Here is a 25,576-nt window from a genome sequence, read left to right on the forward strand (position 1 = left end):
CCTACCGCTCGTAACGAAGGCACTTCTGTAGCGGCGGTCCTGTGACCGCCGCTACAGCACAGGAACATCACCCGAGAATCGATTCGATCTTCGCCAGCTCGTCCGCGCCGAGCGGCGGCTGGGCGAGCGCGCCGTGCAGGTCGTCGAGTTGCGCGACTTTGCTGGCGCCGATGAGCACCGTGGTGATTTCGGGGCGACGGAAGAGCCAGAGCACCGCGAGCTGCGCGAGCGTCGCGCCGCGAGCGACGGCGACGTCGTTGAGCGCGCGGATTTTCGCGAGCACTTCCGGCGTGATGCGCTCGGTCGGCAGGAACGGCGACACGCCGCGTCCGGCGCGCGAGTCGGCCGGGATGCCGTTGAGGTAGCGGTTGGTGAGCAGGCCTTGCGCGAGCGGCGAGAACGGGATGCAGCCCGCGCCGACGTCGCTGAGCGTCGGGAGCAGCTCCGGCTCCACCCAGCGGTTGAACATGTTGTAGACCGGCTGGTGGATGAGCAGCGGGACGCCGAGGGACTTGAGGATCGCGGCGGCTTCGCGCGTGCGCTTGGCGTCGTAGTTGGAAATGCCGGCGTAGAGCGCGCGGCCGCTGCGCACGGCGTCGGCGAGCGCGGTCATCGTTTCCTCGAGCGGCGTGTCGGGATCGGGCCGGTGTGAGTAAAAAATGTCGACGTAGTCGAGGCCCATGCGGCGCAGGCTCTGGTCGAGTGAGGCGAGGAGGTATTTGCGCGAGCCCCATTCGCCGTAGGGGCCGGGCCACATCAGGTAGCCGGCCTTGGTGGAGATGATCATCTCGTCGCGGTGCGCGGCGAAGTCGTCGCGGAGCAATTTGCCGAAGTTCTCCTCTGCGCTGCCGGGCGGCGGGCCGTAGTTGTTGGCGAGGTCGAAATGCGTGCAGCCGAGATCGAAGGCGCGCCGCAGCAGCGCGCGCTGGTTCTCAAGCGCGTCGACGTGGCCGAAGTTGTGCCAGAGGCCGAGCGAGAGACGCGGGAGCTTCAGGCCGGAGCGGCCGCAACGCGCGTAGCGGCCGATTTCGTAGCGATTCGGGGCAGGGGTGTAGGACGACATCGACGCGAAACGTGCGCGAAGCCGGCGCGCGGCTCAACGGGGATTTCGCACGATGACATGCGGACGGTGCGAAGCGGCGCGAGGGAAGGCCGAGAAAACGACTCGCGCGGGCGCGGCGGGATTTCAAAGTCGCGGCATGAATCCGCTCCTGCCGCCCGCGTTCACGCTGCGCCAATGGCGTGACGACGATCTCGATGCGTTCGCCGAGATGAACGCGGACCCGGAGTTGATGCGGCACATGCCGGCGGCGCTGACGCGCGAGGAGTCCGCGGCGACGCTGGCGCGCGTGCGCGATGGCATCGCGGCGCGCGGCTGGGGCTTGTGGGCGGTGGAGGTCGACGGCGAGCTGGCCGGTTGGACGGGGTTGAACCCGCCAGCGTGGACGGCGCACTTCACGCCCTGCGTGGAAGTGGGCTGGCGCTTGCGGCGCAAATTCTGGGGGCGCGGCCTCGCGACCGCCGCGGCGCGCGAGGCGGTGCGCTACGGTTTCGAGACGTTGCAGCTCGGCGAGATCGTGTCGTTCACCGTGCTCGCGAACGAGCGTTCGTGGCGCGTGATGGAGCGGCTCGGTTTCACGCGCGACCTCGCGGGCGACTTCGATCATCCGCGCTTGCCGGAGGGGCATCCGTTGCGCCGGCACATCCTTTATCGGAAGAAAAACCCGGCGCGCCGGGAATAAGGCGGCGCGGTCCGGCTCCCATGAGCCATGAATCCGCGCACGCTCCTCGACGCTTTCGACCGCTTTGCTTCCCACTTGCAGGCCCCGCTGCTGTTCTTGCTCCGCGCTTACTGGGGCGTGTCGTTCGCGCAGACGGGCTGGGGCAAGCTGATGCACCTCGAGCGCACGACCGAATTTTTCGCTTCGCTCAACCTCCCTGCGCCGAAGCTCAACGCGATCGCGGCCGGGTCGACGGAGATGCTCGGTGGCGTGTTGCTGGCGCTGGGGTTGTTTGCGCGGCCGGCGGCGGTGCCGCTGGCGTTCACGATGATCGTGGCGTATCTGACGGCTGATCGCGAGGCGGTGCAGGCGATCTTCAGCGACACCGACAAGTTCACGGGCGCGGCGCCGTTCCTCTTTTTGCTCGTCTCGCTGCTCGTGCTCGCGTTCGGGCCGGGCAAGTGGTCGCTGGATCATGTTCGCGCTCGCAAGGGTGGGGCGAGGTGAGGCCAAGAAAAACGGCGCCCGCAGGGGCGCCGTGAAAGTCCGGGCGTTGCGCGAGGCTTACTTGGGCGCGCCGACGAGCTGCTCGTAGGCGGAGGCGAGCACCGCGTAGAAGAACGGCGCGGTGAGCACGACGCCGATCAGCAGGATGACGGTGCCGAGCGACGAAGCGATCGCGGCGACGAGCACGAGGAAGAAGAACATGAACCAGTTCGCCGAAATGATCCGGCGGCTGACTTCCATGGCGGGCCAGAAGTCGAGCTTGTGGTCGAGGATCAGGAGGTAGGTGAACTTGTAGGCGATGTAGAGGTAGAGGCCGGGCAGGATGAGGCAGACGAGGCCGACCAGCGTCAGCACGATGCTCACGAGGCTGCCGAGGAGCAGGGCGCCGGTCATCGTGTTGAAGCCCATGAAGCAATCGCCGAACTCCGGACGTTCGCCGCGGAGCTTGCGGACGAAGTAATACTCGAGGCCGCCGACCAGCGGGCCGTAGAGCAACAGGCCGGCAATCGGGATGAAGTCGACGGCGGCGATGACGATCGTCATCACCAGCGTCACGCCGACGAAGGTCCAGTAGTCGGTCTTGAGCAGGTCGAGGCCGCGGCTGAAGGCGGCGCCGAAATCGAGTTTCGCGCCGCGCGCGAGGATGGCGTCGGCGTAGGTCTTGGGATCGGGGTTCAGCGCGGGGCTGGCGGGCTTGGGCATCTGGCCCCACGCGTCGCGTTGCGGAGGTGGCGGCGGGGTCGCCCCGAAGGCGCCGGCAAACTCGGGCAGGGAGCCGAGCGTGCTCCACGCGGCTTCGCCGTCGCGGCGGCACTGCGTCTGGGCGTTTGCGCGTCCGCTGGCGATCCACTCGCGCAGCTTGTCGGCCGAGACCGGCCCGTATTCCTTACCGTCGGCGCCAATAATGGTGAACATGGTGGGCGGAGGCTAGAGGGTGGCGCGGGGGCGTCAACGGTGCGACGGTGAGCGGTTTACCCGGGGGACGAACGGGGGCGGCGCCGCGCGGACGGCGTGCGCGGGTTAGTCCTCGCCGCGTTTTTCCTGCACGCGCTGGCGGAGCTGCTTCGTGACCTTTTTCCACTCCGTCTTGTGCTTCTGCGAGGCGCGGCGGTCGACGCGACGGACTTCGAAGGCGGTCTCGCGCTGGAGGCGCTGGTAGCTTTGCCAGCGGGAGAGTTCGAGCGAGCCGTCGGCGAGTGCGGCGCAGATGGCGCAGCCGGGTTCGGTGGTGTGCGAGCAGTCGGTGAATTTGCAGCGGAGCGTGAGCTCGCGGATGTCGGCGAAGACGTCCCCGACCGCCTCGTCGGCCTGCCAGGGCTGGAGTTCGCGCATGCCGGGCGTGTCGATGATGAGCACGCCGTCGGGCGAGACGACGAGTTCGCGCAGGGTGGTGGTGTGCCGACCCTTGCCGTCGATGTCGCGGGTTTCCTGCGTGGCGAGGAGTTCCTCGCCGACGAGCTCGTTGATGAGCGTGGATTTGCCGACGCCGGAGGAGCCGAGGAAGGCCACGGTGGTGCGCGGGCGGAGCCACTCGCGCAGCGGCTTGGTGCCGCCGCGTTTGAGGGCGCTGGTGACGACGATCGGCGTGTCGCGGGCAATGGCGGCGACTTCGGCGCGGCGGTCGGCGGCTTCGCGCGTGAGGTCGGATTTGTTGAGGACGATGACCGGCTGCGCGCCACTGCTGCGGGCGGCGGCGAGATAGCGCTCGATGCGGCGGAGGTTGAAATTGGCGTCGAGCGAGCTGACGAGGAAGACGGTGTCGATGTTGGCGGCGACGACCTGCTCGATCACCTGCAAGCCGGCGGCTTTGCGGGAGAACTTGGTGCGGCGCGGCAGCACGGCGTGGATCAGCGCGCGGGTGTCGTCGCCCGGGAGCATCTCGATGGCGACCCAATCGCCGACGGCGGGCATGTCGGAGATCGCGCCGGTCTCGGCGAGGAACTTGCCGGTGCACTGCGCGAGGCGCGCGGTGTCGGGCGTGGTGACTTCCCAGAAGCCTTTCAGCTGGAGCGTGACGCGCGCGGCCTGCAGCCCGGCCGCGGCGTGCGGCGCGAAGGCGGTGGCAAGGGCATCGGTCCAGCCGAGGTCGGCGAGCGTCATGGATTTGGGAAATTGCGCCGCGCGCGCGCCGGTGCAACGCCGCACTTCGGGCGTGAGGGTGCCGGGTTGGCCGAAGGAGTTAGGCTATTTGGCGTAACGGGGGCCTTCAAGGCATGCGCACCCTTGGGCAAGCGATGCAGGGGCTGAAAACGCGGTTGGCCGTATCATGGGGCATGCTCGACACAATCCACGCTCTATCCCCGGCGACGGATGCAATGAAACCCACTACCGCTCGGCGCCTCCCCGCTTCCGTGCTGGCCAGCCCGCGCTATGCAGCGGGTTCCTGGCGCTACTACGGATGCTCCAATCCCCGCGGCACACTGATCCTCGCGATCTTCGTGTCCGTCGGCATGCACGTGATGTTCCTTTACGGGTTCAATCACAAAGCCAAGGTCGTCAAGACTGCGGCTCCGGTGGAGGAGATCGTCCAGATCGCCATGCCGGACTTGAAAGAAGAGGAGCCCGACAAGGTCGAGGAGCTCGGCGACTCGTCCGACGACCAGACTCCGGTGATCGCGGTGCCGCAACTAGCTGATGTGCCGTCCTCGGTCTCGGTCAACCAGTTCGTGCAGCCGCTGCAGGTTCAGCCGCAGATCGCGGAGAACCTCAATGCCGCCAAGGTCGCCAAGATTCCGCTGAGCGCCACCCGCGCCCAGAAGATCGCCAACCTCGGCAAGGTGTTCGAAATTTCCCAGCTCGACCGCGCTCCGACGCCTATCGCGCAACCGCCGCCGGCGTTCCCGTATTCGCTGCGCCAGCAGGTCTCCGAGGCAAAGGTGACGCTCGAGTTCATCGTCGATGCCAACGGCGAAGTCGTCGCCCCGATGGTGACCGACTCCTCGCACCACGGCTTCGACGAAGCGGCGATGGTCGGTGTCTCCAAGTGGAAGTTCCGCCCCGGCATGAAGGCCGGCCGCAAGGTCAACACCCGCGTGCGCCAGGTGATCAACTTCACCATCGGCGACGAGTGAGGTTCTAGATTTGACGGGTGAGCGGGAGATATTTGCCCGCCGCCCGGTCGAGCATCCGGGCCGGTCCCGCGCGTGATTTCTCCGCGGGGCCGTGCCACGGGTTCTTCCCGCCTACGCAGCTCTGCGTATGGGCCGGGGGATGAACCGCTGTTAGGTTGGGAGCGCAGATTGCGCTCCATGAAAAAACTTACCCCGCTCCTCGCGCTGTGGCTTGCGTTGGCCGCACCGCTCTCCGCCGGCACCGCCGCTAAATCCCTCTGGACCCAGGCGCTCGGCGCCGACGCCAAGTGGTATCAGCTCACCTCCGCTGGCACACTGCTGGTCGGCACCGCGGACGCGTTGCTCTCCGTGAGTCCCGAGGACGGCAAGGTGCTCTGGAAGCGCGCCGACATCGCGAAATCCACGCGCAACAACGCCGTCGAGATTGCGGGCACCCCGTGGATCGTCGCCAACAACTTCGCCGGCATTGGCAATTCCAAGGTCACGATGCAGGCGCTCGACCTCCTCAGCGGCGAGACCGCTTGGAAAACGCCGCAGATGAACGGCCAATACCTCGACACCATCGCCGCGCCGCACAAGGGCCTCGTGATTTTCGTCCTCCAAACCTGGGGCGAGAAGGACGACGGCATCTACCTGCGCGCCCACGACCTCGCGACCGGCGCGGCGAAGTGGTCGGTGAAGTTCTGCAAATCCCAAGGCATCCCGCTGCACCTCGCCGATGGCAGCGGAAAATTCATGCCGACGATGGATCTCTCCGGTTACCACGATCCCGTGTTCGATGGTGACGAGATGTATCTCGGCTACCTCGGTATTCACTGCGTCGATCTCAACACCGGCGCCATCAAGTGGGGCGTGGATTTCCCGCCCGGTGCCAAGGGCCTGAAAAAGACCTACGCGCCGCTCCGCCTCGAGGGCGATTTGATCTACGGCGCCGGCGGCGGCAGCGTGGTCGCCATCAATCGCCGCACCGGCCAGCAGGTTTGGAAGAGCGAACGCATCTCGGAATTCGCCGGCCTGTTCAAGGCGCGCGACAACGCCATCGTGTCCCAACTCGAGGTGGTCGATGGGAAGATCTTTGCGCGCTTCGGCGGTAATTTCTCCGATGGCAACCAAGTCGTCCTGCGCGAGCCGCTCGGCGTGGTCGTGCTCGACGGCGCGACCGGCAACCCCATCTACAAGGACCAGAAAATCGAGGGCGGCCTGACCAACCTCATGGTGCTGCCCGAGGCGCACGCGGTGATGTTTGCCGACGGCAAGGAGCTCGTCGGCCTCTCCACGCAGGGCGCCACTGTTACCGAGACCTTCCGCGTGCCGATCGAGTTCAAACGCAAGATGGGCGGCAGCGACGTCGCCAAGATCGGCCTCGGCCTCACCGGCGGACTCATGGGCACAGTCAAGGCGGTCGCGTCCTCCAGCAAGGCGCGCCTCGACGTGCCGGTCGCGATCACGCGGCAGAACGGCCACGTCGTCGTGCAAGGCAAGCAGCACCTCCTCGGCTTCGACCCGCTCGTGAAACAGCAGAAGTGGTCGCTCTACTACGCCGCGCCGAGCGACGCGTTCGCGACGATCGCGATGTTCGCCGTCACCGCGCTCGCATCCGCGCAGGGCAACATGCAGGTCGCGCAAAACGGCGGCATCCTGAACAGCGGCGGCCAACAAGGAATGAACAACATCCAGTCCGCGCTCGATCGCTACAACCGTTACACCGAGAAACGCGCCGCCCTCGCCGGCGGATCGAAGGCGACCGAGAGTTACACCTACATCGTCACCAAGCTCCCGAAATCCGGCCTCGGTCTTTACGGCGTGAATCTCGCCAGCGGTGAGACGGATCGCGAGATCGCGCTGGGCGCGAAGGACCCCGACTATCTCGCCGACGAGCGGACCGGACGGGTCTACTATTTCAAGGACCACGACACGATCGTCGCTTATGCCTTCAACTGAACGCGGAACCTTTCCCGCGCGTCTGCGTCGAACGCGTCCGAACCCATTGTCCTGAACGCGAGCGGGAGACATACGCCCGCCAGCTCAGATCCACAATATTGCGGCCTCGCACTCCGAATTCGCGGAGGCGAGGCCGCGCTGCGTGCGGCGCCGGTTACGGCAGCACGAGTAGCTTCGAGCCCCCGGGACCGGGCCGCCAGAGGAGCGCCGTGTGACCCACGGCGCCGACGCACAGGCACGCCGCGTCGCGCTCGATCACTTCGCACAGCGCGGCGCGTTCGTGGCGATCCTGCCCGCCGGTGAAGCGCAGCTTCACCAGCTCGCGCGCGTCGAGCTGGCGGAGCAGCTCGGCGAGGAACTCCGTCGTCACGCCGTCGCGCCCGAGCCACGCGTGATCGGGCAGCGTCTGGCCGCGACCGCGGAGCTGGGTCTTTTGTGCGCCGGTGAGAACAGGGAGGGACATGCGCGCAACAGAGGCGAAACAGTCGCGCATGAAAAGCCCCGAATGACTGTGCCGGTTGGCGCGTGGCGATTTTCCCACGCGCGGGACGGACCGTTCCCGTGCGCGCGGATTCCGGCGGGTGGCCGAAAGGCGAACGGGAAATTTAACTCGTTGAGCGCGCGGGCGCTTCCGGTCGCCGCGGCGCGTTGGCATGGCCGTTGCAAAAGGGAACGCATCACCTGCACGCGTCGCGAAGCTCAGTTTCTGAAACTTCCGCGCCACTTGCAGGGTAAGAACAGCAACACAACTTCCGCACCTCTTTCCCATGAAGACCACGAACACACTCCGCCAATCCCGCCCGGCCCGCCCGCATTTTCCGCGCGGCGCCTCCACGGCGCTGCCGATGACGCCCGCGCCCGCCGGCAGCTGGCGCTATCCGTCCGCGCCGAAGACGCACTGGAGTTTCGCCGTCGCGATCGTCGCCGCGCTCAGCCTGCACGCGGCGATGTTCTACGGTTTCAATTCGAAGCCCGCGCGCCGCAGCGCCGCGGCTCCGCAAGCCGTCGGGCAGGTCATCCAACTTGAGATGCCGCCCGTCGTGCCCGAGGAGACCGAGGACAAGCCCACCGAGCTCGCCGAGGAGTCTTCACCGACCGTCGCCGTGCCGCAGCTGGCCGAAGTGCCCACCAGCGTCTCGCTGACGGATTTCACGCAAACGATCGATCTGCGCCCGAAGACCGAAGTCGACGCCAACGCGCTCCGCTCGATGACGATTCCCGTCAACCATGGCCGTGGTGGCAGCGGCCTCGGCACCGGCGGCGACATTTTCAAGCTGGCTGATCTCGACCGCGTTCCGCAGGTCGTCGCGCAGCCGGCGCCGCAGTTCCCGCAGAACCAAGGCCTCGAGGGCGGCGTCGTGCGCCTGAGCTTCATCGTCGATGCTGACGGCAACGTCCGCGACCCGAAGATCGTCGACGCGACGGACCACGCGTTCGAGACCCCGGCGATCAACGGCGTGAAGAAATGGAAATTCCGTCCCGGCATGAAGGGCGGCCGCAAGGTCGCGACGCTGATGGAAGTGCCGATCCGCTTCGAGCTGACCGATCCGCAGGGCTGAGTTTCCAAACCTGACCAATTCCCACGCGCGCTGGAAAACCAGCGCGCGTTTTTTTTGGCCGACGGTTCCGCCTGACACGCAGGCGTCGCGAAAATGTCACATTGCGCGCCGTCCAGACCGGCGCGGTCCGGGAAATCGCGAACCGATTTGCGAAGATTCGGTGACGGCCGGGGAGGCCACTTGAGTTTCGTTCCGATCGTCCCTCTGTGTGCGCTGCCGGAAACCCGGTGCATCCCGAATGCCTATGAAAACTCACGATCTTCCTCGTTCCGCGCGTCACGTGCGCGCCCACTTCCCGCTCGCGCTCGACGCGCGGGCTCCGCTCTCCTCCGCTCGCGGCGATTGGCGCTATCCCAAGGCGCCGAAGACCGGTGGCACCCTCGCGATCGGCGCGCTGGCTGCCCTCGGCCTGCACGCGGCGATGTTCTACGGCGTGCCCGAACATCGGCCGCGCGCGGTCCGCCCCGCCGTGTCGGCGGTCGCGCCGACGATCGAAATCGCGCTGCCGCCGCTCCCACCGGAGGAAACCGAGGAGGCTCCGCGCGAACTCGTCGAGCAACCGGCGTCCGCGATCGCGGTGCCCCAGCTGGCCGAGCTCCCCTCCAGCGTCGCCCTCAGCGATTTCACGCAGGCGGTCGATTTGCGGCCGCGCGTCGACGCCGACGTCGGCGCCTTCAAGTCCATGACGATTCCGGTTCTCCGCGGCCGGGGCGGCGCGGGCCTCGGCGGGTTGAACAGCATTTTCAATCTCGCGCAGCTCGACCGCGTGCCCGAGCCGATCGCGCAACCGATGCCGGCGTTTCCGAAGAACGTGCATCTCGTCGGCATCGAACAGGTGGTCGTCGAAGTGGAATTCATCGTCGACGCGGAAGGACGAGTGATCGATCCGCGCGTGACCGGCTCCAACGCCGTGGAGTTCAACGCCGCCGCTCTCTCCGGCGTCGCGCGGTGGAAATTCCGCCCGGGCATTCTGTCGGGTCGCAAGGTGGCGACGCGGATGTCCGTGCCGCTGAAGTTCGACCTCGGCGCGCGCGAATAGCCGCGCGCGTCGCGGAGCTCACGCGAACGTGTTCAACGGCAGCTCGCGCCATGTGCCCGGCGCGAGCTCGCCGATTTCGAGGTGGCCGAAGCGCACGCGGTGCAGCGTGAGCACTTCGCAGCCTTGGCTCGCGAACATGCGGCGCACTTGGTGATAGCGGCCTTCGGTGAGCGTCAGTTCGGCCTCGCGCGGGCCGAGCACGCGCAGCTCGGCGGGCGCGCACGGCGCGGTTTCGCCGCGGAGCATGAGCGTGCCGCTCGCGAAGAGTTCCGCGAGGCCCGGCGGCAAATCGGCGTCGACCGTGGCGCGGTAGATTTTTGGGGCCTTGTGCTTGGGCGACGTGAGCCGGTGGACGAGGTCGCTTTGGTCGGTGAGCAGGAGCAGTCCGCTCGTGTCCTTGTCGAGACGGCCGATGGTGGTGACCTGCGGGTTGCGCCGCTGCCAACGGGCGGGCAACAGGCTGTAGACGCTCGGGCCTTCGCGGATGTCGTGCGAGCAGACGAGCCCGACGGGCTTGTGCATGAGCAGGAGCAAACCGTCCGGATGGTCGAGCGGCTCGCCGTCGACCTGCACGAGCGCGGCGGAGGTTTTCTCGCCCGGATCGTCGGCCGTTTGGCCCGCGATGGTCACGCGTCCGTCGTCGATCCAGTCGCGCGCCTCGCGGCGCGAGCAGTAGCCGAGGTTGGCAAGGAGTTGGTCGAGGCGGCGGAGCATCGGAGGCGAAAGATGGAGGACTGGGAACCGAGGACAGAGGACAGGAGACGGCGCGCGCGGGGCGAGGCTGAAATAATGTCGTCCGTCCGCCGGCTTCCCGCGTAACAAGGGGCATGTTTCAGATGTTGCTCGCGGCGCTGATCGTCGCCGGCGCCTACGCGGCGTCGTTCACGCTCTATCACGCGCCGCAGTGGTCGTGGATTTGGAAGGTCGCGCTCGCGGTCGGCGAATACGGGATTTGGTTCCTGCCGTTGGCGATCGGGTTTGGCGCGATCGCGTGGGTCACCACCGGCGGAGCGCTGCGCGTGGCGTTGGCCGTGTTGTGCGGATTTACGACGCTCGCGTTGTTGCGACCGATCGTGAGTGCGGCGTGGATCGCGCGCGATTTGCCGCGACGGCTGACGGAGGCGTTTGGGGCTGCGCGCGATGAGTCCCCCGCTTTTTCCGTGGCACGACTCGTCGTTCACCAAGCGCCGCCCGAAGTGGCGGTGGAAACGCACGTCTTCGCGCGCCACGCCGGCGAGGAACTGAAACTGGATTTCTACCGCGCGGCGCGCGCGGGCGCGGAGGGTGTGCCGTGCATCGTGGTCGTCCACGGTGGCGGCTGGGATGGCGGGGATCGGCACCAGATTCCCGAGTGGAATCATCGCTGGGCGGCGCGCGGCTACGCGGTGGCGGCGATTTCGTATCGGCTGGCGCCGAGATTCATCTGGCCGGCGCAGCGCGATGATGTGCTCGCGGCGATCGCGTGGTTGAAGGCGCACGCGCGCGAACTCGGCGTCGACGCGACGCGGTTCGTCCTGCTCGGTCGCTCGGCGGGCGGGCAAATCGCGACCGCGGTCGCCTACGGGGCGCACGATCCGGCGATCCGCGGCGTGGTTTCGTTCTATGCGCCGCAAGACATGGAGTTTGCCTGGGGCGTGTCGCGCGAGGACGACGCGCTGAACTCCGTGAACCTCATGCGCCAGTATCTCGGTGGTCCGCCCGATACGCCGCAGCGCAAGGCGCTCTACGTCACCGCCAGCGCGCAGGCGATGATCGGCCCCGCGACGCCGCCCACGCTGTTGCTGCACGGCGCGCCCGACACGCTGGTCTGGCATCGGCACAGCGAGCGGCTGACCGCCGCGTTGCAGGCGGCGGGCGTGCGGCACCATTTTCTCTCGCTGCCGTGGGCGACGCACGCCTTCGACTTCAATCCCGACGGGCCGGGCGGACAGCTGGCGGATCACGCGATCGGATTTTTCCTGCGCGCGGTGCTGCGCGGCTGAGGGGCGCCGCCGAGTTTAGGCTGGCCACCGTGCGGCGGTTCCGGGTTGATGGCCGCTCACATGTCCAACTGGGAATACAAAGTCATCACCAGCGGCAAGGGCGGCTTCGCGTCGCCGGCATTGCTGGAAAAATTTCTCAACGACCTCGGTCAGGAGGGGTGGGAAATCATCAACTTTCACACGCAACCCGACAACCTGCTGGCGTTCACCGGCCTCGTGCGTCGCACGACGCAACGGGACTGGACGCTCGAGGATGCCGCGGCCGCGGCGGCGCGCGCGGAGGCCGACAAGTTGCGCGCGGAATTCGAAGCGAAGTTCAAGGCGGCGAGCGGCAGTTCTTCCGGCCAGACGGCCGAGGAAGCTGCCGAGACCTTTCTCGCCGAGGAAAAAGTCGGCACGGACGACGGTCTGCGCCGCTTGCGCGATACGTCCCGCGACGACGACCGCGATGCGCCGGAAGACGACGGCATCGAGCGTGAGGATGATTGGGACAAGCTCGCCGAAGAGGACGAGTTGCCGACGTTCTTCGACGCGATGCGTCCGCACATGCGCAAGAACCAGCGCGGCCCGGGCATGAGCGTGGGCGTAGATTACCTCGCGAAGAAGTGGAAGATGGAGGAGGCAGACATCAAGGGCGCGCTCGTCGAGTGCGGCCTGCAGATTCCCGCCGACGAGAACGCCAAGCCCGTCTACGTCGAGTTCGAGGGCGACATCTATTGGGTGAACATCAATCGCCGCGGCGAAATCTGGATCAACACCCGCGAGAAGCCCGAGCCGGTGTTCCGCATCGCCGCTGGCAAGCGCCTCAGCGACGAGGAAGCTCCCGCCGACAACGCGCCTGCGCAACGCGACGACCGCCGCCAGCAAGAGACGCGCGCCGAGCGCCAGTCCGAGGCCGCTGCCCAGCCGCGCGAGTCGCAGCCGAGCGCCGCGCCGCAAGCCGCCGCGCCCCAGCAGCCGGCCGGTCCGAAAACCTTCCTCGACAAAGTCCGCGGCCTCATGCGCCGCAATCGCCGCGGCCACGGTTGGTCGGGCAGTTTCGGTTTCCTGACGAAGGCGCTGCGCACCGACGAAGCGGGCTTGCTCGCCCAACTCGCCGAGCAGGGCCTCAAGATGAAGGAGGACAGCGCGGAGAAACCGCTTTTCCACGAGGAGGGCGACTTCCTCTACTGGATGGACAAGAACCAGCGCGGAGAAATCTGGATCAACGCGCGGAAAAATCGCGGCGGCCAGAGGCCCGACGGCGCTGACGCAGGTGGTGACGAAGGCCCCGAGTCCGGCGCACCCGAGTCTGCTGAAGCGGCCGCTCCGGCCGAGCCGACCGCCGAACCGACAGTCGCTCCCGAGGCCGCGCCGCAACCGGCGGCGGTCGAGTCTGCCGCTCCGTCCGCCGAGCCGGCTCCGGCGCCCGCTTCCGCTTCCGACCGCGTTCGCGCCGACACGCTCGATGCGCTTCGCCTGCTCTTGCAGCCGAAGAAACGCGGCGACGGCGTCACCGCGAAGGTCGACGATCTTTCCGCCCAGATCGGCCGCCCGGCCATCGAGATTCTCGAAGCGCTGGTCGCCGCCGGCCTCAATATCCCCGACGACGCGAAGACGAAGCCCACCTTCGGCGAGCGCAACGGCGAGATCTTCTGGCTGAATCGCAACGCCAAGGGCGATCTCTGGCTCAACGCCAAGGATTCGAAGGCGAAGCGCGCGCGCTCGAAGAAGAAGGACGAAGGTGACGAGTCTTCCGACGACGAGAGCGGCGGCGAAGACTGAGCCCGCAGCGATCGTTCCCCCCTTCCAGCGGAGCCCAGGTGGCTCCGCTTTTTGTCGCCGCGCATTTGTTGGTTACAAACGCCCCGGGCCGCCCGGCAATAAACGCGGAGCCGTTCGCGCTGCGGTGTGGGAAAATCCTGGCGCACGCACGCCTTAGGGGTCGGGGTCCGCGGTGTGCGCAAGTTTCAAGGACCCCAGGGAAACGCCGGGCGACGGATTCATCTCCGCCGCCCGGAAAGCTTTGGGCCGCCCGACGTGCGCCGCGCTTGGGCGCTCAGTTCTGCCGGGAAGACGGCTGCGTGTGAAAGCGCGCGATGCCGGCGAGTTGGTCGGCGACGAGACGGTCGCTGCGGCAGCGGGCGAATTTGCCCGCGCCTTCGCGCAGGCCGTGCAGGCGCGTCCACTCGTTGAACGTGCCCGGCATGACGAGCCGCACGAGCGGCGCCTCGAGCGCGCCGTTCGCGCGTCGGCCGGTGTAGTCGAGCTGATGCCGGCTGAGTTCGAGATCGATTTCCGCCGCGAGCAGCGGCCCGGTGGGCGTGCGCACGGTGCCGGGGCGCAGTTCGATCCACCATTCGTGACAACCCTGCGGACGCGGCACCATGCGGGTGAAATACGGCGCGACGTGGAAATTCACCGGCGTCCACTCGTTGCGCGTGCACACGGCGAGCAGCGCCGCCGTGACTTCGCGCTCGCTCACCCGTTCACTGAAGGAGTTCAACTGGAGTTCGGTGCGGCCGGTGAACACGAGCCGCGCGGGCTTGGCGGAGACGAACATCACCGTGTCGCCGATCAGGCAGCGGCAAAGGCCGGCGGGCGTCGAGACGATGACGGCGTATTCGATGTTCGGCTGGACGTCGGCCAGCGCCACGCAGCGGCTGCCGAGCGTCGGGAGCTCCGCGTCGGCGAGTTCGCGTGCCGGGAGAAACTCGTAGAAGATTCCGTGATCCGCGAGGAGCCGCAAACCGGCGCCGGGCTCGCCGTCCTGGGCGGCGTAGATGCCCTCGGCACCGGCGTAGAGTTCGTGCAACGCGACGTCGGGGCCGAGGTTCGCGCGCAGGTCGTCGGCAAAAATGCCGAGGATCGATCCCGTGTGCAGGCAGCACATGAGATTCGGCCAGACGGCGCGAAGGTGCTGCACGCGGCGCTTGCCGGTGCTGTGGTGCGCGCGCGCCGCCTCGGCGAGCGCGGCGAGCGACGAGGGCGTTCCCGCGACGAGGCGCACGTCCCAGTCGGCGCATTTCTCGGCGACGGCGCGCATCTTTTCCTCGCCCTCCGGCAGACGGGCGACGGCGCGCGGCGGTGCGTAGAGATTTTTTTCGGACCATTCGCTGAGTGCCAGCGGGACCATCGCGTCGAGGTAGCCGGCGTAGGCGCCGCCGGCCTCGTTCAGTGCCGTGCTGGCACCGACGTGCAGGTGGCGTCCGGCGAAAAGTTCCGGCTGCCCCGTTTGCGCGGCGTGCAGCAGCAATGCGTCGCCCAGCGCGGCGCGGTAGTGCGCGAGCATGGCGGGCGTCGCGGGCAGCGGCTTGGGTGTGCCGTCGACGGTGCCGGCGGTGTAGACGAAGAAGCGGCAGCGCCCCGGCCAGAGCACGTCCGCGGCGCCGGCGGCCATGCGCTCGACCCAGCCCTTGAATTCTCCCGGCGTGCGCAGCGGCACTTGCGTGCGGTATTCGGCGTAGGTGGTGCGCGGGCCGAGCCCGTGCTGGCGGCCGAACTCCGTGTGCGCGTGCGCGGCCATGAGCGTCGTGAAGGCGCGCTGCTGCCCGGCGGCGTCGCGGCCGCGCAGGCGGCGCTGCAACTGCCGCATGCGATAGCTCGCGATGAGTTTCACGAGGAAGCGCGGCGCGAGCGTCATGGCGGCAAGTGAAGGGATTACGCGGCGCGAAGCCAGAAAGGAGCGGGGATGGTCGGCGAAATTCTTTTAAAAGCGCTGGCCCGTTCCGCGGATAAACGTTGCCGCGCCCCCGGCGTTGCCGTTCAACACGCGCCGCATGCCGTCGTTGCCGCCGGTCATCTTCGAGGACGAGGCGCTCATCGCCTTCGACAAGCCCAGCGGGCTGCTCATCGCACCCGACCGCTGGGACAAGTCGCGCGCAAACCTGATGGATCAGGTTCACGCCGCGCTCGGGCACGGCGTGGCCAACGTCCACCGCATCGACGCCGATACGAGCGGCGTGGTGCTGTGCACGAAGACGAAGCCCGCCCTGGATTTCGTGAGCGGCCAATTTCAGTCGAAGACCGTCGAAAAGCTCTATCTCGCGTTCGTCGTGAGTGCGGGGCCGTGCGCGGCGCCGTGGGCCGGAGGCACCACGCCGATCGCCGACGCGGCGGGCGCATTGCCGGACGCGTTCACCGTCGAACTCGTGTTGAAGGAAGACGACGCCCTGCCGGGCCGCATGTGCGTCGTGCGCAAGCACGGCAAGGCCGCGGTGACGGACTTCAAGGTGAGCGAGCGGTTCGGCGCGTTCACGCTGCTCGAGTGCCGGCCGCAGACCGGACGCACGCACCAGATCCGCGTGCACCTCGCGGCGAGCGGCTGGCCGATCCTCAACGATCCCTTCTACGGCAACGACACGCAGCTGCTCCTCTCCGGCCTGAAACGCGGCTACAAGGGCCGCGACGACGAGAAGCCGTTGCTCGCGCGCCTCGCGCTGCACGCGAGCGCATTGACGTTCACGCATCCGCTCTCGCGCGAGCGCGTCACGGTCTCCGCGCCGCTGCCGCGCGACTTCGAGGTTGCGTTGAAATATCTCCGAAAATTCAGCGGACTGAACGCGCGGCGCCGCTGAAGCCGGTGCGCGTGCGCCGGCAGTTCCCCCACCGGGCGCTCGTCGAGGAGGCCCGCGGAAAACTCACCGCTCGTCACGGCGCAGGGCGCGCGCGTTAGGGCGCGTCTTCAAATGGTCATGGCGAGGAGTCCCGCCGCGCGGGACGACGAAGCGACCGAGCGAGGCGACAGCATGACATCCAGCTGGATCGCCGCGGCCCGCTCTGCGGGCCGCGCGATGACGCGGCATTTTGAAGATGCGCCTTAGTAGTCCATTAAGAACTTTCGTTTTGGGCAGGTGCCGTTTTTAGAGGAGGAATCTCACTGGTATTGTTCGTTAATGGAAACGAATGACGAGGAGGGCGGGGCCGCCGCTGGGAAAACCGGGTGGATTTTCAGCTTGTTGCGGGAGCATGCTTGCAGGCGACCGCAAGATGTTCGTGGCGGAAGGGAAACGGTCGTCTGCAAGCAGGCCCCTGCAATTGTGGTTCCGGTCGGCGGCGGACTTACATTTGTCATACAGTGGCTAATAGTTGGCGCGCGCACGGGGCTTGGCGTTGCGAGGGGCGGTGGGGCGGAGTTCCTTGGCGCCACTCTTTCCCCCATGAGCAACCCCGCCACGGTTTCCCACTCCGTCGATGCCGACGGCATCGGCTGGATCGTTTTCGACGACCCCGCGAGTCGCGCCAACGTCTTCAATCCCCCGACCCAGGCCGCGCTGCGCGCCGCGGTCGAAGCGCTCGCGGCGCAGCCGGTGAAGGCGGTCGTGGTCACGAGCGGAAAGGAAAAAATCTTCATCGCCGGCGCGGACCTGAAATGGCTCGGCAAGATCGCAACGCCCGCAGAGGGCAAGGACGCCTCGCGCGCCGGTCACGCGCTCTTCGGCCTGTTGGACAACTTCAAGGTGCCGGTCGTGTGCGCAATTCACGGCGCGTGTGCCGGCGGCGGCTACGAACTCGCGCTCGCGTGCCACTGGCGGCTCGCGAGCGACGCGAAGGAAACCGTGATCGGGCTGCCTGAAGTCGGCATCGGTTTGATTCCCGGTTGGGGTGGTTGCGCGCGCTTGCCGCGGTTGATCGGCGCGAAGGCCGCGGTCGACCACATCTTGAAGGCGCAGCTGCTGCCGGCCGCCGAGGCGCACAAGGCCGGACTCGTCGATGAACTCGTCCCGGCGGCGGAGCTGAAGGCGCGCGCGAAAGCCGCCGCGCTGAAGCTCGCGGCCGAGGGCGGCGAGCCGGCGAGGTGGAGCGGATTGACCTCAATCCGCTCCGAACGCGTTGAGGTCAACGCGTTCCACCGTGGTCAGCCTGCGGACGCGACGTTCTTCGCCGAGCAGCGCAAGGTTGCCGCTTCGCGTATGCGCGGCCAGCCGGCACCGGCCGCCGTGCTCGATGCCGTCGAAAAGGGCGCGGGGCTCTCCCTCGAAGCCGCGCTCGATCTCGAAGCGTCGCTCTTCGGCGAAATCGCGGCGGGCGATGTCGCGCACAACATGGTGCACGTGTTCTTCCTCAAGGACGCGGTGAAGAAGCTCACGGTCGACGCGTGGTTCCCGAAGCCGGCGGAGGCCGTCGCGCCTGCGCCGTTCAAGAAGATCGGCGTGATCGGCGCCGGCGTGATGGGCTCGGGCATCGCGCAGTGGTGCGCGGCGCGCGGCTACAGCGTCGTGATGCGCGATGTGAAACCGGAGTTCGTCGAGCACGGACTCGCGGTGATCAAAGGACTTTTCGATGAAGCGGCGAAGCGCGGCAAGATGTCCGCCGACGCGGCGGCGCAGGGCACGGCGCGCGTGCAAGGCACGACGGAGCTGGCGGCGTTCGCGGATTGCGACCTCGTGGTCGAGGCGATCGTCGAGAACGTCGCGGCGAAGCAGGCGCTGTTCGCCGAGCTGTCGCGGGTCGTGCGGGCGGATTGCGTGCTCGCCTCGAACACCTCGGCGCTGCCGATCGAAGAACTCGCCGCGACGGCGACGCATCCCGGCCGCACGATCGGCATCCACTTCTTCAATCCGGTCAGCCGCATGCCGCTGATCGAGATGGTGCTCTCGCCGCACACAACGCGCGAGACCGCGGATCGCGTGCTGGCGTTCGCGAAACACCTCGGCAAGACGCCGGTCATCTGCCGTTCGTCGCCGGGCTTCCTCGTGACGCGCGTGCTGTTTTTCTATCTCAACGCTGCGTGCGAACTCTGGGAGCAAGGCGTGCCGACGGACGTCATCGATCGCGCGGTGCGCGATTGGGGCTGGCCGATGGGACCGATGCGCCTGATCGACGAAGTCGGCGTGGACGTGACGGACTTTATCTACGGCGAGATGAAGCACTATTTCCCCGCGCGCTTCGCCAGCACGAGCGTGTGCGGCAAGATGCTCGCGGCCGGCATGAAGGGTCGGAAGAACGGCGCGTCGACCGGCTTCTACGTCTACGAGGGCGGCAAGGAAGCGCTGAATCCCGCGATGGCGCAGTGGGCGCCCGCAGCCGTGAAGGCGATGGACGCCGCCGCGATCCAGGACCACCTCAACGGCGTGATGATCGACGAGACGAAGCGCGTGCTCGACGAAGGCGTGTTGAAGACCGCGGACGACGCGGACTTCGCGCTGCTGATGGGCACGGGATTTCCGGCGTTCCGCGGCGGCCTGATGCGCTATGCGCGCGCGCGCGGCCGCGTCTGACGCGTCGCTTAGCGGCACAGTTTCTCCACGCAACCCTGCATCGCGGCATCCAGAATTGCCGTTGCCGCACAGAACGTTTTCCGAAACCTACCCCTCCACGTCTCGCCATGGCCAAAGCCACGAACTCCACTCTGAACAAGGAGCAGCGCCGCCACCTGCTGCGCACGATGCTGGAAAGCCGGCACGGCGATCTGCGCGAGGAGAGTCTGAACCGGCAGGGCAAGGGACACTTCCATGTGTCGGGGCGCGGTCACGAGGCTTTCAGCGCGCTCGGGGCACAGTTGCGCGACGGCGATTTCATCGTGCCGTATTACCGCGATCGCGGCTTGTGCATGGGGCGCGGCATGAACACGCGCGAGCTGGCGCTGGAGTATTTCGCGAAACGCGAGTCGTCGTCGCGCGGGCGCATGATGCCGTCGCATTTCTCGTCGCGCGCGCTGAACATCGTCAGCGTGCCGACGCCGCTCGGTTCGCAACTGTTGCCGGCGTGCGGCGTGGCGTGGGGCATGAGGCTCGATGGCAAGGCCAGCGTCGTCGTCACCAGTATCGGCGACGCGGCGACGCGGCAGGGCGATTTCTACGAGGCGATCAGCTTCGCGCAGGAGAAGAAGCTCCCGATTCTCTTCATCGTCGAGGACAACGCCTACGGCATCTCGACGCCGACGCGGAAAATCAATCCGCTCGCGATCGACGTGCTCAACAAGTCGCAGTGGCGCGTCATTGACGGCTCCGATCTCGAACTCGTGCACGCCGAGACGGAGAAGGCCATCGCGCAGCTCCGCGCGGGCGACGGGCCGGTTTTCCTCTGGGCGAAGGTCGAGCGACTCTCGAGCCACACCAGCTCGGACGATCACACGCTCTACCGCTCGAAGGAGGACATCGCCGCGATGGAAAAGGCGGACCCGATTCGCGTGCTCCGCGACAAGATGATCAAGGCCGGTGAGCTGACCGAAGCGGAGTTCGCGAAGTTCGACGAGGAGATCAAGGAGAAGGTCCGCGCCGATTACGCGGCGGCCGAGAAGGCCGAGGATCCGCGCGTCGACGAGTTGCTGCTCGATGTCACGGGCGCGTCGCCCGACCTGAACGAGGAGCTCTTCAAGCCCGGCAAATACCGCATGGGCGACTTGATTAACAAGACGCTCCGCGCCGGGCTCGATGCCGATCCGGGCCGCGTGATCTTCGGCGAAGACATCGAGGATCCGAAGGGCGGCGTGTTCCGCCTCACGCAGAAACTTTCGACGGATTTTCCGGAGCAGGTGTTCAACTCGCCGCTCGCGGAGTCGACGATCTTCGGCATCGGCGGCGGTCTCGCGCTCTACGGACGGCGTCCGGTGTTCGAACTGCAGTTCATCGATTTCAGTTTCCCCGGCTTCAACCAGATCGTGCAGAATCTCGCGAACATCCGCTGGCGCTCGAATGGCGCTTGGAAGGTGCCGGCGGTGTTTTACGCGCCCTACGGCGCCTACCTGCCGGGCGGCTCGCTCTGGCATTCGCAGGCGAACGAGTCGGCCTACGCGCACTTTCCCGGCATCAACGTCGTCATTCCGTCGACGCCCGAGGACGCGGCCGGCCTGCTCTGGACGGCGATGCATGGCGAGGACATCACGCTCTTCCTCGCGCCGAAGCACATGATGTGGGCGGAGGTCGAATCGAAGCAGTCGATCAAATCCATCCCGCTCGGCTCGGCGCGCGTCGTGACCGAGGGCGAGGACCTCACGGTCGTCGCGTGGGGCAACACGATGGAGAAGGCCCACGAGGCGATCGCGGAGTTGAAGGGCGAAGTGAGCGTCGAGCTCATCGACCTGCGCTCGATCGTGCCGTGGGACAAAGCGGCGATCGAGACGTCGGTGCGCAAGACCGGTCGCTTGATTGTCATTCAGGAGGACACCGAGGCGTGCTCGGTTGGCCAGATGATCGTGCAGCACGTCGTCGGTCGCACGGATCTCTTCGGCGCGTTGAAGGCGCCACCGCGCCTGATCACGAAGGGCAACGTGATGATCGGCTACAACCCGATCTACGAATACGCCGCGCTGCCCGCAGTGCCGCAGATCGTGGAGGCGATTTGGGAGTTGGTGTCGATGAACCTCGCGCGCGGCGAGATGCCCGCGCCCCGACCGCCTGTCGTCGCTGTAGCCGGGGTCGGCGACCCCGGCCCGGGCTCGACGAGCCCGGCTACAACGAACCAAACCGCTTCTGGTCATTCGCCGCAGAACACCGTCATCGCGGGCACGAGCGACATCATCGTGCGGGTGCCGATCATGGGCGAGGGCCTGCGCTCGGCGCGCGTGGCGAATTTGAACAAGAAGCCCGGCGATGCCGTGAAGCACGACGACGTGCTTTGCGAACTCGAGACGGACAAGGCCGTCTATCCGGTCGAGGCGTCGTTTGCCGGCCAGTTCAAGGAGTGGCGCATCAAGGTCGACGACACCGTGCTCATCGGCCAGGAGATCGCGCTCGTCACCGGCGATGCCGCGAGCGTGGCGGGGTTGTCGATCGAAGGCGCGGCGAAGCATGTTGTAGCCGGGGCCGGTGGCCCCGGGCCGGGCTCAGCGAGCCCGGCTACAGCGAAGCCATCAGCTTCCGCACCGAAAGCCGCGCCCGCGTCGGTCTCTGTTTCCGCTTCCTCCTCCATGAATGGCAATGTCCGCCCGCCTGCCTTGCACCCCGCGATCACGAAGCGCCTCGATGCCGTGGTGCCCGCGAACATGTTGATGGACGTGCGCTGGGAGCCGTTGAAGAAAGCGCGCGAGGCCGCGAAGGCGAAGCTCGGCAAGGCCGCGCCGTCGCCCTCGGCGATGATGGCGTGGTGCGTCACGCGCGCGCAGGAGTTGCATCCGGCTTTCCGCTGCATCGTCGGCAAGGACGGCACGATTCTCGAGCAGCCGGTCTTCGATCAAGGCGTGGCTGTCGCGCTCGAAGGCGACCGGCTCGCCACGGCGGCGATTGCGGGCGCCAACAAGCTCGCGTTCGCCGACTTCAGCGCCGCCTACAACCGCGCGGTCGAGGAAACGCGCGCGGGCAAGCTGCTCGACGTGCAGGCGCCGCTCAACATCACGAGCCTCGGCGCGTTCGGCGTCGAGAGCGCGACGCCCATCGTGGTGCCGCCGGCGATGGCGACGCTCTTCATCGGCACGGCGCACGAGCGCATGATCAATGACGGTGGCGTGATCTATCCGTGCGAGGTCGTGACGCTCTCGCTGACGTTCGATCACAAGGTCGTGAACGGCGCCGGCGCGGCGGCATTTCTCCAGGAAGTGAAGAAGCAGTTCGAGACGTTCACGCTCCCGGCGTGAGTGCGTCGATGGCTTGCGATGGAAGGCTCGTCTCTGGACGGGCCGGGGGAGCTTCACGCGCTACGGCGTTTTAAAAAATAATGTAGCCGGGGTCGCTGACCCCGGAAAGGGACGTTCCCGCGGGAGAAAGCGCCGACCGGGCTCAGCGAGCCCGGCTACAGAAAAACAGACTAGGCGCGAGTGGAGATGCGCGGCGCGCGGGGACGCGCACCCTCCAGGGAGGGCACGAGCGAATCCGGCGGTTGGCGCGAGTCGTGCGCCGCTCAGTCGTGCCCGACGGTCTTGCTGCGACGTTCGAGCAGCAGCGTGTCGCACCAGTGGCCGGCGAGCGGGCCTTGCGGCATGCGGCCGATTTTCTCGCGAATGCCGATGATGTGGAAGCCGTGACGTTGCTGGAGCGCGACGCTCGCGGCGTTTTGGGGAAACGTGGAGGACTGGAGCGTCCAGAAGCCGCGCGCCTCGCTGAGCCGGATCATTTCCTTCATCAGCGCATCGCCGACGCGCTGACCGCGATGCGACGCGGCGACGTAGAGGCTCATTTCCGCGACGCCGCGGTAGACGTAGCGCGAAGAAACCGGGATGAGCACGGCCCATGCGGCGATCGCGCCTTTCGCGTCGCGAGCGACGACCGCGAGGTCGGCGATCTTGGTCTTGATGAAATCGGCGAAGGTTTCCGGAGGCGTGGCCTCGAACGTGGCGATGCCGGTCGCGATACCTTCGGCGTAGATGCGTTGCACGTCGGGCCAATCGGCCTCGGTCATGAGGTGAAACGTGACGTGGGGCATGACGGCGGGGCAGCCGGTCCCGTGCCAGACGCTCAGAGTCGTTCGACGGTGTGTTCCGCGTTGCGGAGCGTGCGGATGGCGTCCTCGAGCTGCGCCTGTTTCACGAGCACGTAGTCGGTGTCGAACGTCGAGTGTGCGAGGATGCTGATGCGCGAGAAGGCGAGGGGATCGAGCACGGAGGAGAGGATGCCGGTCTCGGTGAAGTTGAACGGGCCGCGCAGCTTGAAGAGGCGCCAGCCGGCTTCGTGTTTCACGTCGGCGGGGATTTGCGCGGCAGGGCAGAGGATCGACAGCTCGTCGGTGGTGCGCGTCGTGGCGCTGAAGACGGTGGAGTTCACCCACTCGGGAATCGGTGCGGCGGCGGGGAGACGGGCGATCGCGAATTCGCCGGGAAGAAGTTGGATGACGAGCGGCATGGCGTTGGCAGACAAGCGCGACGGCGGCGCGACCGCAAGCGCGCGGCCCGTGTCACTCGGGGCTAGCCGAAAACGCGCTTTGCCGAAGCGGTAGGCAGCGACCTTGGTCGCGCCCCCGAGAGCAACGGGCGCGTGCAAGCACGCTGCCTACGGTGGAAACGCGGTCTTCGGATAGCTTCCAGGCAAAAGAAAACCCGCGTCGGATACGGCGCGGGTGTGGAGAACTGAAACCGGAGTCGATCGACCCGCGCCCGGAGGTCGCGGGCCACCTTGCTCAGAAGAGCGCGTTGGCGACGACGCCGACGGCTTGGATCGGGCCGGAGTCGCCGAGGCCGTCGAGGGCGCGGTCGGCTTTCTTCACGACGCCTTGGACGTCTTTATACATCGAGTCGTCGTTGAGGAGCTTGCCGAGCGTGCCTTCGCCGCGCGCGATCTTGTCGGTGACGCTGCGGGCGTTGGCGACGGTGGCCTTGAGGTTGTCGGCGGTGGCTTGGTCGTAGAGCAGCGCGCCGACGGCACCCTTGCCGGACTTCACGTCGGCGATGATGCCGCGCGTATCGGCCATGAAGACTTTCGCGTCGCCGGCGGCAGCTTTGATTTCGCCGACGGCGGCGACGAGGTCGTCGTGGAGTTTCGGATCGTTGACCAGTTTGCCGAAGGTGCCTTCGCCGCTTTTGATTTTGGAAGTGATGTCCTGGAGGTTGGCGATGGTCTCGGTGAGCTTCGGGCCGTTCTGGTCGACGAGTTTGTCGAGCTTGTTGAAGAGCGAGCCGGAGCCGCTGTCACCGCCGAGCGCCTTGCCGATGTTGTCGGCGACGCCTTCGAGTTTGGCGCCGAGGGAGCCGAGCTGGGCGATGACCTCGTTCATGTCGGCGGTGTTCTTGGTCTTCATCGTGTCGCCGTCCTTGAGCATCACGGCGGAGTTGCCGAAGCTGACGGCGAGGTGCTGACTGCCGAGGAGGCTGGAGGTTTCGACGGAGGCGACGGCGTCGTTCGGGATGGAGACTTTCGGGTCGATGCTGAGCACGGCTTCGACGCGCTGGTTGCCGAGGCGCGTGGAAGCGACGGAGCCGATCTTCACGCCGGCCATCTGGACCTCGTCGCCTTCCTTGAGGCCCTTGAGGTTCGCGAAGGGCGCGAGGACGGTGTAGCCGCGCTTCTTGAAGATCTGGCCGCCGCTGAGCGACTCGAACGTGATCCAGGCCAGCGCGCAGCCGAGGAGGAAGAAAAGACCGACGCGAACGGTCTGTTGCGTGTTATTCATGGGAGTTCTCCAGTTGTTTAAAGCGGGGGTTCTTGAGGTCGATCGTGGGCGTGAGGAAGTTCGCGATGTCGCGCTCCTTCGGCTCGCGGAAGTCGGCGGGTTTGCCGGTGGCGCGGATCTTGCCGTCCATGATGATGGCGATGCGGTCGGCGATGTTGATCGCGAGGTCGCGGTCGTGCGTGACGACGATGCTGGTGACGGCGGTCTGCTCGCGGAGGGTGGCGATGATTTCGCTGATCGTGGCGCCCATCACCGGATCGAGTTCGGAGGTCGGCTCGTCGTAGAGGAGGAGTTGCGGCTCCATGACGAGGGCGCGGGCGATGGCGACGCGCTTCTTCATGCCGCCGGAGAGTTCGGACGGGAATTTCTGCGCGGCTTTCTCGAGCGAAAGGATCGAGAGCGCGCGCATCACGCGCTCGCGGATGCCGGCCTCGTTGCACTGGCGATGTTCGCGCGGGTAGAGCGCGAGGTTGTCGTAGACCGTGAGCGAGTTGAAGAGCGCGCCGGCCTGGAAAACGAGGGCGAGGTGGACCTTGTCGCGCGTGTCGGGATCGGCGGCATCGTATTCGCCGATGCGGACGGAGCCGCTCGTGGGCAATTCGAGGCCGGCGATGTGTTTCAGGAGGACGCTCTTGCCCGAGCCGCTGGGGCCCATGATGCAGAAGATTTCTCCGGGGCGCACCTCAAGGTTGATGTCCTTCAGCACGGTGACGCCGCCGAATTTCTTCGTCAGGTGGTCGACGGTGACGCCGAAGGTTTTGCCGGCGAAGGGAGTGGCGGTATAGGTGGAACTCATGGC

The 25,576-nt window shown here is 67.0% G+C and carries 21 protein-coding genes; 11 read left to right on the forward strand and 10 right to left on the reverse strand.

The window, feature by feature from the left end; genetic code table 11:
• Nucleotides 1–67: 67 nt before the first annotated feature.
• Nucleotides 68–1,063: an L-glyceraldehyde 3-phosphate reductase gene (mgrA, locus tag HZA32_11650; protein MBI5424728.1), complete on the reverse strand. Its 996-nt coding sequence runs from the start codon at nt 1,061–1,063 to the stop codon at nt 68–70.
• A 136-nt stretch (nt 1,064–1,199) separates the two neighbouring features.
• Here mgrA and HZA32_11655 point away from each other — a divergent pair, with 136 nt between their 5' ends.
• Together HZA32_11655 and HZA32_11660 are read left to right on the forward strand one after the other, a co-directional pair.
• Nucleotides 1,200–1,742 (forward strand): GNAT family N-acetyltransferase, encoded by a 543-nt coding sequence (locus tag HZA32_11655; GenBank protein ID MBI5424729.1) that lies wholly within the window; start codon nt 1,200–1,202, stop codon nt 1,740–1,742.
• A 27-nt stretch (nt 1,743–1,769) separates the two neighbouring features.
• Complete coding sequence (locus HZA32_11660) at nt 1,770–2,228, forward strand: DoxX family protein (GenBank protein MBI5424730.1); 459 nt, start codon at nt 1,770–1,772, stop codon at nt 2,226–2,228.
• Between the two features lie 57 nt (nt 2,229–2,285).
• On the opposite strand, the gene HZA32_11665 is transcribed toward HZA32_11660, so the two are convergent.
• Both HZA32_11665 and rsgA read right to left on the reverse strand, forming a co-directional pair.
• A complete protein-coding gene (locus HZA32_11665; GenBank protein MBI5424731.1) occupies nt 2,286–3,143 on the reverse strand; it encodes a DUF4339 domain-containing protein in 858 nt (285 codons plus the stop codon).
• Nucleotides 3,144–3,248: 105 nt separating this feature from the next.
• Nucleotides 3,249–4,328: a ribosome small subunit-dependent GTPase A gene (gene rsgA, locus HZA32_11670; protein ID MBI5424732.1), complete on the reverse strand. Its 1,080-nt coding sequence runs from the start codon at nt 4,326–4,328 to the stop codon at nt 3,249–3,251.
• A gap of 215 nt (nt 4,329–4,543) precedes the next feature.
• Between rsgA and HZA32_11675 the strand changes: the two genes are divergently transcribed.
• Together HZA32_11675 and HZA32_11680 are read left to right on the forward strand one after the other, a co-directional pair.
• The gene (locus HZA32_11675; GenBank protein ID MBI5424733.1) at nt 4,544–5,299 is read left to right on the forward strand and encodes a TonB family protein; all 756 of its coding nucleotides are present in this window, start codon (nt 4,544–4,546) and stop codon (nt 5,297–5,299) included.
• A 177-nt stretch (nt 5,300–5,476) separates the two neighbouring features.
• Nucleotides 5,477–7,240 (forward strand): PQQ-binding-like beta-propeller repeat protein, encoded by a 1,764-nt coding sequence (locus HZA32_11680; protein ID MBI5424734.1) that lies wholly within the window; start codon nt 5,477–5,479, stop codon nt 7,238–7,240.
• 154 nt (nt 7,241–7,394) lie between these two features.
• On the opposite strand, the gene HZA32_11685 is transcribed toward HZA32_11680, so the two are convergent.
• Nucleotides 7,395–7,703, reverse strand: a complete 309-nt coding sequence (locus tag HZA32_11685; protein ID MBI5424735.1) for a YhbY family RNA-binding protein — start codon at nt 7,701–7,703, stop codon at nt 7,395–7,397.
• 304 nt (nt 7,704–8,007) lie between these two features.
• Here HZA32_11685 and HZA32_11690 point away from each other — a divergent pair, with 304 nt between their 5' ends.
• The gene (locus HZA32_11690; protein MBI5424736.1) at nt 8,008–8,799 is read left to right on the forward strand and encodes a TonB family protein; all 792 of its coding nucleotides are present in this window, start codon (nt 8,008–8,010) and stop codon (nt 8,797–8,799) included.
• A gap of 280 nt (nt 8,800–9,079) precedes the next feature.
• Complete coding sequence (locus HZA32_11695) at nt 9,080–9,838, forward strand: TonB family protein (protein MBI5424737.1); 759 nt, start codon at nt 9,080–9,082, stop codon at nt 9,836–9,838.
• Nucleotides 9,839–9,856: 18 nt separating this feature from the next.
• On the opposite strand, the gene HZA32_11700 is transcribed toward HZA32_11695, so the two are convergent.
• Complete coding sequence (locus HZA32_11700) at nt 9,857–10,552, reverse strand: rRNA pseudouridine synthase (GenBank protein ID MBI5424738.1); 696 nt, start codon at nt 10,550–10,552, stop codon at nt 9,857–9,859.
• A 113-nt stretch (nt 10,553–10,665) separates the two neighbouring features.
• Between HZA32_11700 and HZA32_11705 the strand changes: the two genes are divergently transcribed.
• Together HZA32_11705 and HZA32_11710 are read left to right on the forward strand one after the other, a co-directional pair.
• Nucleotides 10,666–11,820 carry an alpha/beta hydrolase gene (locus HZA32_11705; GenBank protein ID MBI5424739.1) on the forward strand — a complete coding sequence of 385 codons (1,155 nt, stop codon included), beginning with the start codon at nt 10,666–10,668 and terminating at the stop codon, nt 11,818–11,820.
• Nucleotides 11,821–11,880: 60 nt separating this feature from the next.
• On the forward strand, nt 11,881–13,584 hold the full coding sequence (locus tag HZA32_11710) for a DUF4177 domain-containing protein (GenBank protein MBI5424740.1): 1,704 nt from the start codon (nt 11,881–11,883) through the stop codon (nt 13,582–13,584).
• A 274-nt stretch (nt 13,585–13,858) separates the two neighbouring features.
• On the opposite strand, the gene HZA32_11715 is transcribed toward HZA32_11710, so the two are convergent.
• Complete coding sequence (locus HZA32_11715; GenBank protein ID MBI5424741.1) at nt 13,859–15,442, reverse strand: GH3 auxin-responsive promoter family protein; 1,584 nt, start codon at nt 15,440–15,442, stop codon at nt 13,859–13,861.
• Nucleotides 15,443–15,578: 136 nt separating this feature from the next.
• Between HZA32_11715 and HZA32_11720 the strand changes: the two genes are divergently transcribed.
• From HZA32_11720 to HZA32_11730, 3 genes are all read left to right on the forward strand, one after another.
• A complete protein-coding gene (locus HZA32_11720; GenBank protein ID MBI5424742.1) occupies nt 15,579–16,376 on the forward strand; it encodes an RNA pseudouridine synthase in 798 nt (265 codons plus the stop codon).
• Nucleotides 16,377–16,958: 582 nt separating this feature from the next.
• Nucleotides 16,959–19,019: an enoyl-CoA hydratase/isomerase family protein gene (locus HZA32_11725; protein ID MBI5424743.1), complete on the forward strand. Its 2,061-nt coding sequence runs from the start codon at nt 16,959–16,961 to the stop codon at nt 19,017–19,019.
• Nucleotides 19,020–19,126: 107 nt separating this feature from the next.
• Nucleotides 19,127–22,312 carry a 2-oxo acid dehydrogenase subunit E2 gene (locus HZA32_11730; GenBank protein MBI5424744.1) on the forward strand — a complete coding sequence of 1,062 codons (3,186 nt, stop codon included), beginning with the start codon at nt 19,127–19,129 and terminating at the stop codon, nt 22,310–22,312.
• Between the two features lie 263 nt (nt 22,313–22,575).
• Here the strand turns inward: HZA32_11730 and HZA32_11735 are convergent, their stop codons facing one another.
• The 4 genes from HZA32_11735 to HZA32_11750 form a co-directional block, all read right to left on the reverse strand.
• Nucleotides 22,576–23,073, reverse strand: coding sequence for an N-acetyltransferase (locus tag HZA32_11735; GenBank protein MBI5424745.1), 498 nt, complete (start codon nt 23,071–23,073; stop codon nt 22,576–22,578).
• 56 nt (nt 23,074–23,129) lie between these two features.
• The gene (locus tag HZA32_11740) at nt 23,130–23,513 is read right to left on the reverse strand and encodes an ACT domain-containing protein (GenBank protein ID MBI5424746.1); all 384 of its coding nucleotides are present in this window, start codon (nt 23,511–23,513) and stop codon (nt 23,130–23,132) included.
• A 274-nt stretch (nt 23,514–23,787) separates the two neighbouring features.
• A complete protein-coding gene (locus HZA32_11745; GenBank protein ID MBI5424747.1) occupies nt 23,788–24,777 on the reverse strand; it encodes an MCE family protein in 990 nt (329 codons plus the stop codon).
• Nucleotides 24,770–25,573, reverse strand: a complete 804-nt coding sequence (locus HZA32_11750) for an ATP-binding cassette domain-containing protein (protein MBI5424748.1) — start codon at nt 25,571–25,573, stop codon at nt 24,770–24,772. Before HZA32_11750 ends, HZA32_11745 begins: the two co-directional genes overlap by 8 nt.
• Nucleotides 25,574–25,576: the final 3 nt, after the last annotated feature.

This window comes from Opitutia bacterium (assembly GCA_016217545.1).
GTDB lineage: Bacteria > Verrucomicrobiota > Verrucomicrobiia > Opitutales > Opitutaceae > Didemnitutus.